The organism is Bacteroidota bacterium, from assembly GCA_030706745.1.
Classification (GTDB): Bacteria; Bacteroidota; Ignavibacteria; order Palsa-1295; family Palsa-1295; genus PALSA-1295.
On sequence record JAUZNX010000003.1, the window covers coordinates 33,285 to 47,169 of the forward strand.

The 13,885-nt window shown below is 53.8% G+C and carries 11 protein-coding genes; 5 read left to right on the forward strand and 6 right to left on the reverse strand.

Annotated elements, in window-relative coordinates; translation table 11 throughout:
• Window positions 1–2: 2 nt before the first annotated feature.
• Both nadD and Q8902_04900 read right to left on the reverse strand, forming a co-directional pair.
• Window positions 3–584 (reverse strand): nicotinate-nucleotide adenylyltransferase, encoded by a 582-nt coding sequence (gene nadD, locus Q8902_04895; GenBank protein MDP4198892.1) that lies wholly within the window; start codon window positions 582–584, stop codon window positions 3–5.
• A gap of 128 nt (window positions 585–712) precedes the next feature.
• Complete coding sequence (locus Q8902_04900) at window positions 713–1,039, reverse strand: hypothetical protein (protein ID MDP4198893.1); 327 nt, start codon at window positions 1,037–1,039, stop codon at window positions 713–715.
• 279 nt (window positions 1,040–1,318) lie between these two features.
• Between Q8902_04900 and Q8902_04905 the strand changes: the two genes are divergently transcribed.
• The 5 genes from Q8902_04905 to Q8902_04925 all read left to right on the forward strand — a co-directional run bounded on the left by Q8902_04905 (window position 1,319) and on the right by Q8902_04925 (window position 9,668).
• The gene (locus Q8902_04905; protein ID MDP4198894.1) at window positions 1,319–2,164 is read left to right on the forward strand and encodes an RNA polymerase sigma factor; all 846 of its coding nucleotides are present in this window, start codon (window positions 1,319–1,321) and stop codon (window positions 2,162–2,164) included.
• Window positions 2,165–2,169: 5 nt separating this feature from the next.
• Window positions 2,170–3,738: a hypothetical protein gene (locus tag Q8902_04910; protein ID MDP4198895.1), complete on the forward strand. Its 1,569-nt coding sequence runs from the start codon at window positions 2,170–2,172 to the stop codon at window positions 3,736–3,738.
• Complete coding sequence (locus tag Q8902_04915; GenBank protein ID MDP4198896.1) at window positions 3,738–5,231, forward strand: hypothetical protein; 1,494 nt, start codon at window positions 3,738–3,740, stop codon at window positions 5,229–5,231. The genes Q8902_04910 and Q8902_04915 overlap by 1 nt, the downstream gene beginning before the upstream one ends.
• A 133-nt stretch (window positions 5,232–5,364) precedes the next feature.
• Entirely contained in the window at window positions 5,365–6,525 is a 1,161-nt protein-coding gene (locus tag Q8902_04920; protein ID MDP4198897.1) for a pyridoxal phosphate-dependent aminotransferase, read from the forward strand.
• 17 nt (window positions 6,526–6,542) lie between these two features.
• Window positions 6,543–9,668, forward strand: coding sequence for a M1 family metallopeptidase (locus Q8902_04925; GenBank protein ID MDP4198898.1), 3,126 nt, complete (start codon window positions 6,543–6,545; stop codon window positions 9,666–9,668).
• A gap of 1 nt (window position 9,669) precedes the next feature.
• Here Q8902_04925 and Q8902_04930 read toward each other — a convergent pair whose 3' ends face one another.
• The 4 genes from Q8902_04930 to Q8902_04945 form a co-directional block, all read right to left on the reverse strand.
• Complete coding sequence (locus tag Q8902_04930) at window positions 9,670–10,020, reverse strand: DUF6252 family protein (GenBank protein MDP4198899.1); 351 nt, start codon at window positions 10,018–10,020, stop codon at window positions 9,670–9,672.
• A gap of 173 nt (window positions 10,021–10,193) precedes the next feature.
• Complete coding sequence (gene tkt / locus Q8902_04935) at window positions 10,194–12,308, reverse strand: transketolase (GenBank protein MDP4198900.1); 2,115 nt, start codon at window positions 12,306–12,308, stop codon at window positions 10,194–10,196.
• Between the two features lie 108 nt (window positions 12,309–12,416).
• Window positions 12,417–12,965 (reverse strand): hypothetical protein, encoded by a 549-nt coding sequence (locus Q8902_04940; protein MDP4198901.1) that lies wholly within the window; start codon window positions 12,963–12,965, stop codon window positions 12,417–12,419.
• Between the two features lie 61 nt (window positions 12,966–13,026).
• Window positions 13,027–13,872: a 3-hydroxybutyryl-CoA dehydrogenase gene (locus Q8902_04945; GenBank protein ID MDP4198902.1), complete on the reverse strand. Its 846-nt coding sequence runs from the start codon at window positions 13,870–13,872 to the stop codon at window positions 13,027–13,029.
• Between the last annotated feature and the right edge of the window lie 13 nt (window positions 13,873–13,885).

Sequence of the window (13,885 nt, forward strand, 5' to 3'; positions counted from 1 at the left end):
GTCTACAAGTATAGATCGTGTTCACGAATGTACGCCCGAACGGACTCGGGTACCTGGTAACGAATAGACTGACCATCACGAACACGCCGGCGGATCTCGGTCGAAGAGATCTGGAGTTGAGGAATAGTGAGATTCTCGACCAGAATCTCGAGTTCAGCCTCAATGGGCTGGCGTGTAGAGGCTGGGCGATCGAATACAACCACCTTGCACAGTCTCAAGATTTCATCCGCCCGATACCATGAGCCAAAAATCTCAAGTTGGTCCCTGCCAATCAAGAGATAAAGTGCCTTTGGTTGATAGTGCTGGCGTAGCGCCTGAAGTGTATCAATCGTGTAAGAGGGCCCTTCTCGTTCTATTTCCATGGCAGAGACCTCAAAGCTTGGATTATCTTCGGTTGCCATCCTGATCATTGCCAGCCGGTGTCGGGCCTCTGTGATTGCCTGTCCGGTTTTGTGAGGAGGAATGAAAGCAGGAATAAAGAGCAGCTTATCCAGCTGGCAGGTCTCGACCGCAATCTCACCTGCAATGAGATGCGCGAGATGCGGGGGATCGAACGTGCCACCGAAAACTCCGAGCCGGTTCATGGTTGTACTAACAACGATCGAAGCGAATTCCTTTTATCGAATAAAAAAAGAGTCTGACACGAAAGTGCCAGACCCTTACCTTTGTTCTTCGCTTGCTTTCCCTCGAATGAGGGTAACCTTTTCTAATATTAACGGTGCAGGATCGAATCCAACACTGTGGTATCGAGTCCGCCGGTGCCGCTATCAGGTGGCGGCGGCGGGGGCGGTGGTGGTGGCGGAGGAGGCGGTGGGTTCTTTATACCGCTATCCGGTGGCGGCGGCGGAGGTGGTTGTCTATGGTGACCAGTGTCAACCGGAGGTCTCCGGCGGATAGTGGTATCCTTACCATGCTTTATACCGCCGCCAGTGCCGCCTGTTCCGCCAGTGCCAGGACCAGTCGGGTTAAAGCAGCTCGCCACTCCAAAGCCTAACGCGGCTATGAACGATAGTACTGCAAATTGCTTGATTCGCTTCATGTACGTATTGATTAGAATTATCCTGAATGTGACCGTTTCAAAAACCCTCACAGCCATGTCCGGAGATATAACTCCTCAAGGACAAGCTTATCACAGACAAATTTAAAATAAGTTCTGGCAATTAGAAAGCGACAGCCATTCTATTGGAAAAGCGGCATGTACATGAGTTGTTGTCAACATCCCAAATACTTCTGGTCGGCCAATTCCCACAGAAACCCAATCAAACGTTTGTAACGCAAATGCCCATTCCACGCCAAGTAGCCTAGGAGTAATAAGCACTTGAAGAGTCGCATTGCGGCTTCTGCTCAGCAAGTCCTCGAAATCAATCCTGTTATAAACCGTTTGCAGGAGTGTTACATGGACAGGAGCAAGAAAACGTTGGGCGAATTGGCGATACCAATTGGTGCGATCAATGCGCGTGCGTATTCCGAAAAGCGAGGAAATAGGGCGTTGCGCGAGCAACCACCCGAAATCGCTTCGGATCGTGCGGCGTCTGCGCTTGCCGGGTCCATAGCAGATGCTGAGGTCACGTCAACGAGCCAACTGACTCGTGCCGAGACCAAAGCTGCCCTCGAAAAACTGGAAGATGCCGATCTGCTGCGGCGATTTCAGTCGGGCGAAGAACACGCGTTCTATGTGCTCTTCGAGCGTCGGCATAAGGAGATTTACATGCATTGCTATCGCATGTGTAATCGAGATGGGGAGAAGGCCAACGACGCTTTTCAGGATACTTTTATGAAGGTATTCCAGCGCAAAGACCTTTTTACGGATGCGACGAATGGTCGCGCTTGGCTATACAGGATTGCGACGAACACCTGCCTGAATGCTCATCGCTATGACCGCCGGCATCCAACCGAAGGGTTGGAGGACAATGTGACTTCGATCGACCCGAGGTATCAACCGGATTTTGGAACCGAGCAAAGCTCGCTCCGCGAGGCGCTCGAATCTGCTGTTGCCAAGCTCCCCGAAGAGCTTCGACAGCCTTTTATTCTTCGCGAACTGGACGAACTCAGCTATGAAGATGTAGCCGAGCAATTGGGCATCACGATCGCGGCCGCAAGGCAACGGATCTACCGCGCGAAAATTTTGCTCCGCGAAGAACTTGAAGATTTAGTAAACGGATAGCCGTCATGGAACACTCGAATAAAATGGATGGCGCATTGCCTGGCGGGATACTGCCGAGTGGAATGTCGCAAGCCGAAAAGGACAAGCTCGAAGAACGCATCATGGCGTACTTCGATGGCGCATTGGATAAGGCGTCGTCGAATCGGCTCCTCAGCGACGTCTCGGCAAATGCGGAGGCGCGCGCGCTATTTCACAGTCACGAAGTGCTCAATCGTGTGATTGCTGCCGCGCGTGTGCCACTCGAAGCGCCCCTGGAAGTCAAACGGTCTATCGTCGAGCGCATCCCCAGTTTGGTCGCGTTCATACCCGGTCTACTCGGAACATCCCAGATGCTCCCGGTCTTGACACAGAGCGCGAATCCGTTTCTCGCATTCCTCAGCAAGATACCATTGTCAACCGCTATCTCCATCGGTACATCTGCCGTGGTGCTGACGACTGCTGGCGTGATTGTGAAGAACAAGCTCGATGAAAGTGCTGCCAACGAAGCGAGATCGCATGTTGCAGTTGTCCGGCAACATGAAGCACCTCCGGCGAGCGCGATGCCTTATGCACCATTAGCGACGGCGAATACTGACGCTGCTCACGCACCATCGATGAATGGAGCAACTCCTCACATCGCTACTGAGAATGCAGCATCTACTGGTTCGACGGCTGCAAAAATTGCACGTACCAGAGTAGCAAATAATAGGGCAGCGACTTCTAATCAATCTTTCGCTGTCGCGAATAGGGCCTTTCGAGCCGATGAAGCCGCGAATTCCAACAATAGAATTCAGGCGAATGACAGTCGTCATAGTCAACCGGTAGTAACGAGAACTCCAAGCGCCCTTCCCGAGCAATCGAAAGCAGATGCTCCAACGCCCCCGGATAATACTCCTGCACTCACTGCGGTCGCGCCATCTAGTGTGCCGGCGGTTGCAGCGAACATTCCGGTTTCGCGTCCTTCTGTCATTTCGCCAATGCCACTCGATTTTGGTGACGGGATTGTTTTACGACCTTTCGTCTCCTCTGGAGTTGGGATTGCGTCCTGGTCCGCTGGGCCAACACTTGTCGAAGGTGCGAAGCACCGAAGCGCAGGAAGCAAACTCATCCAGGACTTTCGAGCCGGGTTCGATCTTGCAGTCAACGACGTGCTCTCACTGCGATTCGAGGGAGGCCAGAGCCAATTCGCGCATCAGGTCTTGCATGGCGATAATCTCTCTGGCAACGGAGAATTGCCAACGTATGCCATCTATACCGCCGTTACCCTCGATCAGGCATATTGGACCGGGATCGGTCTATCATACTCGATTGCTGTCGGTCAGGTGCCACTACAGTTCAGTCTTGATGGAGGCCCGGTATGGCTGCATCCGATTGGATGGACTGCAGGTCTTGGCCTTTCGACCGAGTTCGATTTAGGCTCTAGGCTCGCACTGCGACCTGGCATGACCTTCAACCTTACTGGTACGGGCCGCGATGGGATGCGGAACGCCGACGCCAATCCCGCATCAAGTATTTTCCTGAATCGTGAGTTCAACGAATCGAGGATGATCTACTCCTCGCTTGGACTTAACATCGGCTTTATGTTCCGATTCTGATGAAATCCTTACTTACCATATTTCTCCTCGGCCTAGCACTCGCTGGCTGCACCACGCTAACCGCGCCGGTGCCGGCGACGCTTCCGTCCGACCTGACAAGCTACTTCTGGCCGAATAAGGATACCTCCTTCAACTATATCGCTAGCACTGGTAGTGGTCATGCGATTACGCTAACGTCAGGTGGGGCGATTTATGATAAGGACCTCGGAACAGATTCGACAGTATTACTCAATGTATCCCTTGGCAATGCTCAAGTGAACATTTCCGGTCTGTCCGCAGCGGACTTACTCGGTCTCGATGCGTCCTTGAGCATCGTAAGTGATACCGCCCCGAACTTCGGTAGTAATCCATTGGCCCTCAGCTCGATAGCTTCAATTGGCAAGACATTATATGCTTCGAGCGGCAATAACATATACCAATATTATCCACATGGGGATTCTTTGCATGCGGTATGGCAAGCGCCGTTCTCGGGTATTCGCCTGATTGCGGGACGGGCATCGAATCTTTATGCATTCCAGATCGGTGGTAATGGGATTGCAATAAAGCAAAAGGGCGCCAATTGGACGGCTTCTGTCCCGGCGCCGGGAAATATCAACTGTTTTACTCCAGGCGATGAGTTTGGGCACGATCATGTCCACTTTTGGATCGCAACTGGCCCCCGCCTCTATCGTTATTCCCAATCCGGCTGGGCACCGGTCGGGTTCGTCTTCTCAGCGCCAATTACGGCCATGGACGAAGTTTTTGACGATGACAATTTGCTAGTTGGGTTAAGTAACGGCGCGCTGTTTAATGTACATTCTGACGGTCATCGTGATTCGTTAGGAATGCTGCCGCCACCAATCACTGCCATTGAAAACGGGTTCGTAGGCACTTCGAATGGCTTGTTTACTTTCTATGGACCCAGCCTCACGCCCGTACGGAATGGCGCGATTACGGCTCTTCTCGGATCAGGCGGCGGTGGGGTTTTTGCCGGGCTTAGCAATGATAGTGTCTTTTGGTATTTCAATAATGCTCAGATCGACTTTGGGACTCCCGCAAGTGTTCCCGTGAGCCAATTTAGTGATACGGGGCTTACACCACCTCTTTTTGCGCTGGCCGGTTCGCAACTCTACGAGCATCAAAAGGATAATAGCTGGGTGCTACGAGGTCAGGGTACGCCAACCGCTTCAAAATGGACTCCGGGCACCTTCACGATGTTGAAAGATGTCCCGGATTGGCGCGCGGCATATGTGGAAGACTTTTCGTCCAACGACATCCGAGGCTACGCATATTGGGCAAGCGTTGTGCTTGGCACGCAGGGGAGCGCGAACATTCAGCTTGATGGTCTTGCATACAACGATGTGATTGCTGTACAATACACACCGATGATAAATGGTGTTGTCGAAAACATATCCGCGCCAACATATCTGATCTACTATCAGCGCGGCCGGGGTCCTATTCGAATCGAGCGAACCGAGGCCGGGGTTAAGACCATTACCCGGCTGGTCCAGTAACGCAACTTCAATTCGCTCTAATCGGCGGAGACGAAAATTCTCTCTCGTGCGTTTGTAGTCCTTCCTATTTGTGCGGATGAGCGCCTGCGGAAGCAGGAATCATGCGCGGTACGTTCGGACATAACCTTAGACAATGCAAATCGCACAGCGTATCGATCGTCTCGGCACCGAGACCTCTTTTGTAGTCCTCGCCAGAGCTCGTGAACTCGAGGCCCAAGGTAAAGATATCGTTCACCTTGAGATCGGCGAGCCCGATTTCGATACTGCACCGAACATCATCGAGGCCGCCAAGAACGCGCTCGATGCGGGTTACACGCACTACGGTCCGGCGGCGGGCTTGCCACAATTCCGCAAGACGATCGCCGAAGTCGAGGGCGCGCGGCGTGGACTCGAATTCAAGCCGGATATGGTCGTCGTTACGCCCGGCGCCAAGCCGATCATGTATTACGCCATCATGGCGATTGTCAATCCGGGCGATGAGGTGATCTACCCGAATCCTGGTTTTCCGATTTACGAAAGCGCCATCGAACTTGCCGGCGGGACAGCCGTGCCGCTGCCGCTGCTGGAATCGAAGGGGTTTAGCTTCAACATTGATGATCTGAAGTCGCTCATTACGCCGAAGACGCGGATGATTGTCATCAACTCGCCACAGAATCCGACTGGCGGCATTCTATCGCAAGAGGACCTTCGGGAAATTGCTGAACTCGCAGTGAAGCACGATTTATGGGTCCTCACCGACGAAATCTATGGCCGCGTGACCTATGATGGCTTCAAAAATTACACGATTGCGAGCTACCCCGGAATGATGGAGCGCACCATCATTCTCGATGGATTTTCGAAGACTTACGCCATGACCGGCTGGCGATTGGGCTACGGGATTATGCCGAAGCATCTCGCCGAGGTTGTCGCCAAACTGCAGACGAATGTTGCAAGCTGTACTGCGAGCTTCATTCAAGTTGCTGGTATTGAGGCACTCACTGGCCCTCAGGACTGGGTGGACAACGTGGTGGAAGAATTCCGCCGCCGTCGCGATCTTATTGTTGACGGAATGAATTCACTCCCGGGCTTCAAGTGTCACAAGCCGCTCGGTGCGTTCTACGTGTTCCCAAACACGACCGGTACGGGCATGGACTCACGGACGCTGGCGAACAAAATCCTGAACGAGGGCGGCGTTGCATGTCTGTCTGGTTCGACGTTCGGCAAATATGGCGAAGGCTACGTCCGATTCTCATACGCGAACTCGATGGAGAATATCGAGAAGGGCATCGACCGGATCCGCAAACTACTTTCATAAAGGATGAGGGATGAAGGATGAGAGATGAAGGTTCTGCTATTGTGAGCTTCAAAAAATCTACCTGGATTATTGTATTTGCCTTCATCCTTCATCCCTTATCCTCCATACTTGCCGGACAAAAATACTGGCAGCAGCACGTCTCCTACGACATCCGTGTCACGCTGATCGATAGCATCCACACGTTGGATGGCTCGCTTTCGGTCATCTATTCCAACAACTCACCGGACACGCTCCGAGAGGTCTACTTTCATCTTTATGCCAACGCCTTCCAGCCAGGTAGCTTGATGGATGAGCGTGCGCACGCAATCCACTCCGCGCCTATATACAACCGCATCAGTTCTCTGCCGGAAAGGGAGCAAGGCCGATATTGGATCGGCGCGATGATGGCCGATAGCTTGACCGCCAAATACGCGATCACCGGTACTGTTATGCGCGTGGCTCTTCCAAGGCCGCTGGCTTCAGGTGGATCGGTCACCATCGTCTTTCCATTTCGAGAACAGGTGCCGCGACAAATCCGTAGGAGTGGATGGATGTCTCGAGAGGGTGTGCAGTATTCCATGTCCCAATGGTATCCCAAGATCGCCGAATATGACAACGAAGGCTGGCACCGGCAGGAGTATGTCGCGCGCGAGTTCTACGGCGTTTGGGGCGATTTTAATGTCGAGATAACGGCGCCTTCGCGATTCGTCATCGGCGCCACCGGTGAGTGTACAAATCCGCGTGATGTCGGGCATGGGTATGACCGAATCGCTGGTGGTGAGCGGGAAGGCATTCTCTTCCCAACAGAGGCAGCGCCTTCCATCACTACGTGGCACTTCCACGCATCGTCGGTCCATGATTTTGCCTGGGTTGCCGACGACGATTACGTTCACGAATGGTCGACCTGGCAGGACACGATCATGTTGCATGCGTTTTATAAGCGTCGCTACGCGCCGTTTTGGCATGATGCAATCCGATACTCACGTCATGCGCTTGAGACATACAGCGAGTTGTTTGGTCCATATGCGTATCGCAACTTCTCCTGCACAATGGCCGGTGATGGCGGAATGGAATACCCGCAGCTAATCATGATTACCGGTTACAGACCCACACCGGGCTCCATGGCTGGTGTGATAGCCCATGAGACGGCGCATCAATGGTTCTACGGCATGCTCGGCTCGAACGAAACGCGCGAAGCCTTCATGGATGAGGGCTTTACGTCGTGGGCCACTACCGTCGCGATGAATCGGTTATGGGGTGACCATCAAATTCCACCCGGACAGGAGCGGTCGTGGCTCGACGGGTTCATTCCGAAGTTCAGTAACAAACGGGATAATTATCGCGGGTATCAAAGCCTTGCAAGCGAAGGCTTTGAAGAACCACTCGATATTCCGCATGACTGGTTCCGCGAGGACCTAACCGCAGGTCAGGTCTACGGCAAGACGCAAGCGATTCTCTCGATGCTTCAATACACGCTGGGTGATGAGGTCTTTGCTCGTGGCATGAAAAGATACTATAATGAGTGGCACTTCAAGCATCCACACTTGGTCGATTTCAAAAGAGTGATGGAAAACGTGGCCCACACCGATCTGGACTGGTTCTTCGATGAGTGGTTCCGTACAACGCGAACAGTTGACTATGAGGCGATGGACGTATCTTCAGAGGTGGTTGCCGAAGGATACAACAACACACTCAGGCTTCGCAACAACAATCTGGCCGTCATGCCGATCGACCTGCTTCTGCATTATGATGACGGATCCGCCGGCGCTACGACCATTCCCCTGGTGACAAACAAAGACCTTGTTTATCACAAGAGCGGCGTCGAAATGTTTCTGCCAGGCTGGGATTGGGTCTCGCCAAACTATGAGGCGAGCTTAGTCACACCAAAGCGCATCTCATGGTTCGAAATCGATACCTCCTGGCGCCTGCAGGACCTGCACTGGCTGAACAATTACAGCGCGCGCTCGGCCCTTTGGACCCCACCAGGCGAGTGGGCAGTCTGGAAGCAGCTATTCATCTATCCGCCGATCGACAAGTACTATTCCGTGGTCCGACCGATTCTTTGGTGGGACTCGATTTCGAAATTCAATGCCGGAGTCGGGGCAAAATTCGGAATGAACAACAGCTTCTCCGGCGACGCGAAGTTGATCTACAAATCGGATCCGCTTCGCGATACCACTCCTTTGTGGTACGATCATTTGGACGGCGCACTGGACTATCACATACCAGTGGATTGGCTGGGCCGCCTCACAACCTTCGGAGTCAGGGCGAGTAAGATGGATGGCATCGGCACGGTGGGCGCTGAACTGACGAAGGTTTTTCGACCCGAATATTTGCGGCTTGGTCCAACGCACACTGGTTCGCTCTACCTCGAATCACAAACGTTGCTGAATCCGTCCTATCCTGTTTATCATTCCGAGTGGTCGGCGGCTGGCAGTGAGGTTGCTGGGCTTACCTACTCCGTCGTGAGCGAGGATGCGACCGAGCGGTTCGATCTCAAAGCGGAAAGCGCTGTGTGGGGAAGCTCATTCGAGCGGGCGAAAGTGAAGTTCGAGGACGATTTCAGTCTGGGCGGGAATTTCGGCAGTCGCATACGGCTGACTGCTGGAACGGCGACAGCTTCAACGCCCGTGGAGCGAACATTCTGGCTTGCGCGCGCAAGCAACTATGAGGACAACCAAAGCTCGTTTTTCCGGGCGGTGACGGATGTGAGTCCTGCGCTCGATCGAAAAGCCTCGGCGTTTGTCGAGGGTGGGGCGGGCGTCCGCGGCTATGCAATCGACGAGGTTGCGGACACGGCGCATAGCCTGCGTGGTACGCAAATGTTTGGTGTAAGCGATGACATCACGCTGCCGAATGTGCTCCGCAATCTCTGGAGCCCACTCGCTACATTAGGTTTTGGGCTGTTTGTGGACGCCGGGTGGGTGGGCGAGCCAACCCTCGACTTCTGGCATGACGTCCGCACGAATCTTCGAACAGATGCGGGAGCAACCGTTTCGGTCAATCTGCGCGATTGGTTGCCATACCAGCTTCGCGGTGTAGCAGATGAATATGCGCCAGTTCCATTGATCAAATTGGTCCTGCCACTGTATGAAAATCTTCCTGCTGATGGGAAGAAGCCCGTCGCGTTCCGCTGGGGGCTCGCAATCGGAGCAAGCCTGTAATCTACAGCAGGAGGCTGAAATTGAACGTACCACCGGTCACAACCACGCTGTCGCCGGCTGTGGACTTTGCGTGGAAGCTGAATGTGCCAGCCGCGCGCGAAGACGAGAAGGTCGTTAGGTGAACGGCTCCGATACCCGGTTCAGATACGTAAGATGTTCGTGCGCTTGTGAAAATGCAACCGACAAGCGAGTCATCGATGGGATACAGCCCGGTATCCGTGATCGCGGTCGAAAGTTGCAAGTCGATGCCGAGGGTATCCATCGTGCCACTCAGATCGAGCAGCCCTGACTGAGGATGGCCCACCCCGGTGATTTGGGCACTCCAAGCTTTACCGTTGACCGTAGCGGTCATCGGAGAGTATTGTGTGTTCGATTTTGGGCTCGTAGATTGTTTGCACGACGTAAGTGACGCAGAGCATACTGTGCACGCGACAAGAATTAGAGACAAGTTCCTCATGTGGCAGTCATGTTCTCCAAATGCCATTTGGTTCCAAGACTTCAGGCGTACACTACAGAGTCATATTTCTAAGCTGGTCTCTCAATCTTCAGCCGCTGGTGCCGTCCATACTTTTGCTGCAACTCATATAGCTCCCGTTGCGCGCGGCGAGGATCATGCAATAGCATGCCAGCGATGTGTGATATGTTTTGCGCTGTGAATCCGTAGTGTTCGAGGATCGTCTCGTAGGGTGCTGAGACGCCAAAGTGATCGACCGCGAGCGATGCGCCCATCGAACCAACCCAGCGTTCCCAACCGAGCGATGCGCCAAGCTCGATCGAAAGCCGGCAGGTAACTTCGGGTGGCAGAATCCGGTCGCGATAGTTCTCGGACTGCGCCTCGAAAAACTCCCAGCACGGCATGCTAACCACTCGCGTCATCAGTCCATTAGCCTCCAGCAATATTTGTGCATCGAGCGCGAGTTGGACTTCGGAGCCGGTCGCGATGAGGATAATTTCGGGCTGACTCATCGCCTCCGAGATCACATACGCGCCCTTGGCAAGCCCAGCGGCGCTTGCGTATTTCGCGCGATCGATCACAGGTAGCTTCTGCCGCGTTAGCACGATGCCCGAAGGCCCCGTGAGTTGCATCATGCAGCGCCAGGCCTCGACCGTCTCGTTGGCATCGGCGGGCCGGATCACTGCGAGGTTCGGCATCGCCCGCAATGACATCAACTGCTCGATCGGTTCGTGTGTCGGACCGTCTTCTCCAAGCGCTACGCTATCGTGCGTCCAGACGAATTTCGAGGGCACGTTCATCAGTGCAGCTAGCCGCACTGATGGACGCATGTAATCGCTGAAGCAGAAGAAAGTTGAGCCGCTTGGATAGATGGCACCGTGCGCGGCCATGCCGTTGATAATTGCGGCCATGGCATGCTCGCGAACACCGAAATTTATTGTGCGGCCATGATAACTGCCCTTCTTGAGGGGACTCGGCTCAAAGTCGTCCCACTTCTCGAGCTTGGTAAAAGTCGACTCGTTCAAATCGGCCGCACCGCTCGTCAGCGTCGGTACAGTCTCAGCGATCGCGTTCATCACCTTGCCACCGGCTGTACGCGTCGCGAGCGGGCCATCGGAGACTTTGAAGACTGGCAGGTTCTTGTCCCAGTTTTCCGGTAGTTTGTGTATGAGCGCATTCGAAAGTGTCTGCCAATCATCCGGATGAGCTTTCCGATATATCCTGAATAACTCTTCCCACTTTCGGTGTATCTCAATTCCACGCGAGCCCGCTTCACGGAAATGGTAGAGTACATCTTCAGGAATGTAGAACTCGGGCTCTCGCGGCCACCCCAAATGGTCCTTTGTCAGAGCGACCTCGTCCTTCCCGAGTGGATTTCCATGGGCCTTGCCGGTATCCTGCTTATTTGGACTTCCATACCCAATATGCGTGTGGCAGATGATGAGAGTGGGCTTGTCCCGGATAGACTTCGCAACCGAAATCGCATGATCGACTTGGTCGAGATCATTTGCATCGGGGAGATCAATTACGTGCCAGTGGTAAGCTTCGAATCGTTTACTTACGTCTTCAGTGAAGGCGATCCGCGTATCACCATCGATCGTAATTCCATTGTCATCGTAAAATGCAATGAGTTTGCCCAATTCGAGATGACCTGCGAGCGAAGCAGCCTCACTCGTTATACCTTCCTCCATGCAGCCATCACCTGCGAAAACATAAGTGTAATGATCGATCACATCCTGCCCGGCATGATTGAATGTGCTGGCAAGGAATTGCTCGGCAATTGCAAGACCGACGGAGTTTGCGAAGCCTTGCCCGAGTGGTCCGGTCGTTACTTCAATGCCGGGTGTATCGCCGCGCTCCGGGTGGCCCGGAGTTTTCGAGCCGAACTGCCGGAAGTTCTTAATCTCATCGAGGGATAGATCAAATCCGGTTAGATGCAGCAGGGCATAGTGCAACATCGAAGCGTGGCCGTTCGAGAGTACGAAGCGGTCACGATTGTGCCAGCTTGGGTCTTCAGGGTCGAAGCGAAGGTGCTTGGTCCAGAGCAGATACGCGATGGGAGCGAGGCCCATCGGTGCGCCGGGATGGCCCGACTTTGCCTTCTCAACAGCATCGACGGCCAGAAAGCGGATGGTATTAACGCAGAGTTCGTCGAGTTCTTCGGGGCTCAGGTGAGTGCGTGGCATTGTTTAAAAAAGCTTGAGTGGCGCGTGGATGCGTAGCGGGTAACGACAGAGTATATACTGGTAGTTGCTAATTCACTCGTTACGCGTTTTGCATCCACGCGTTATTCGTTACCGTTCGATATTCACTTCGTGCCCGAGCATCCAGCCGAGCCCGAAAAAGAAATTAGCGCGCAGTTGTGTTTCTCCGCCGGTGAGCACAAGTGTCGGGCCACCGCCGTATTCAAATGCGAAATCGCCAAAGCGGGTGGTGCGCACGCTTCCTAATCGAACGCCTAAACCAAACAGTGGCTCGGCATTGCCAGTGAGATTTGGACCCTGCGACACCCCGCCTTGTGTGATCCATTCCCAATATCCGCCGGCCGGTGCTTGCGAGTGAAAGAAGCGCCGAATTCCAAATTGCATGAGCGCCTCGGAGTGGTCCCAGTACGGGTAATATCCCGCGCTGAATTCATAGCCCAAGCGGTCCGATCTCGGAAAGGAATATTCAATCGAACCGCTGAGCACTGGCTCGAAATCCTGGAACGGCGTGAAGAAGATGTTCGTGTTGATCGGCGTGATTATCAGCGCGCCGCTATAGCTCGAACGGAATCTTGCCGTTTGAGCCTGAGCAAGCCCCGACTGTATGAGCAATACCGTGACAAAAATGGCTGACCGCATATCCTTGTCACCACATTTTGTTCAAATTAGTTCGCGGGCAATCGGGCCTTCAGCCTAGAGGTCAATATTTATAAAATCCCTGCCCGCTCTTCTTGCCCAATGTACCGGCCGCAACCATCTTCTTAAGTAGTGGCGCAGCGCGGTATTTATCATCCCCCAAGCCGGTGTGAAGCACGTTCATGATGGCGAGGCACACATCCAACCCGATGAAATCGGCCAGTTGCAGGGGTCCCATCGGGTGCGCCATGCCCAGCTTCATCACGGTGTCGATGTCCTCGGCACTTGCGACGCCTTCCGAGAGGGTAAAGATCGCCTCGTTGATCATCGGCATCAGAATTCGGTTCGAGACAAACCCAGGCGAGTCGTTGACTTCGACCGGAGTCTTGCCCGCCTTTTCGGAGAGTGCGCGCACGGTCTGATAGACCTCGTCCGTGGTCGCCATACCGCGAATGATTTCAACCAGCTTCATCACCGGTACCGGATTGAAGAAGTGCATTCCAATCACGTGTGTCGGACGCTTGGTCGTGGCAGCTAGTTCTGTGATCGAGATCGAGCTGGTGTTCGAAGCCAGGATGACACCTTCGCGTGCGTTCGCGTCGAGTTCGCTAAAGATCTGGCGTTTGAGGTCGAATCGCTCCGTCGCGGCTTCGACAATCAGGTCTGCAGTTTTCGCGGCCGTACCGATATTCGTTTCGGTTTTGATTCTCGCGAGCGTTGCCTTCTGATCGTCCTCGGTAATCGCAGCCTTTTTGACTTGCCGGGCGAGATTGGAGGTGATCGTCGTGATCGCTTTGTTTAGAGCGTCCTGACTTACATCGACCAGTGTGACATTGTATCCGGTCTGCGCGAAGACATGCGCGATGCCGTTGCCCATGGTGCCAGCGCCGATAACGGTAATATTTTGAATTGCCATCGTTGTT

Bases quoted from the DNA above. Each gene is read 5' to 3' on its own strand.
- nadD (MDP4198892.1), bottom strand. From the start codon at position 584: ATGAACCGGCTCGGAGTTTTCGGTGGCACGTTCGATCCCCCGCATCTC.
- Q8902_04900 (MDP4198893.1), bottom strand. From the start codon at position 1,039: ATGAAGCGAATCAAGCAATTTGCAGTACTATCGTTCATAGCCGCGTTA.
- Q8902_04910 (MDP4198895.1), top strand. From the start codon at position 2,170: ATGGAACACTCGAATAAAATGGATGGCGCATTGCCTGGCGGGATACTG.
- Q8902_04915 (MDP4198896.1), top strand. From the start codon at position 3,738: ATGAAATCCTTACTTACCATATTTCTCCTCGGCCTAGCACTCGCTGGC.
- Q8902_04920 (MDP4198897.1), top strand. From the start codon at position 5,365: ATGCAAATCGCACAGCGTATCGATCGTCTCGGCACCGAGACCTCTTTT.
- Q8902_04925 (MDP4198898.1), top strand. From the start codon at position 6,543: ATGAGAGATGAAGGTTCTGCTATTGTGAGCTTCAAAAAATCTACCTGG.
- Q8902_04930 (MDP4198899.1), bottom strand. From the start codon at position 10,020: ATGACCGCTACGGTCAACGGTAAAGCTTGGAGTGCCCAAATCACCGGG.
- tkt (MDP4198900.1), bottom strand. From the start codon at position 12,308: ATGCCACGCACTCACCTGAGCCCCGAAGAACTCGACGAACTCTGCGTT.
- Q8902_04940 (MDP4198901.1), bottom strand. From the start codon at position 12,965: ATGCGGTCAGCCATTTTTGTCACGGTATTGCTCATACAGTCGGGGCTT.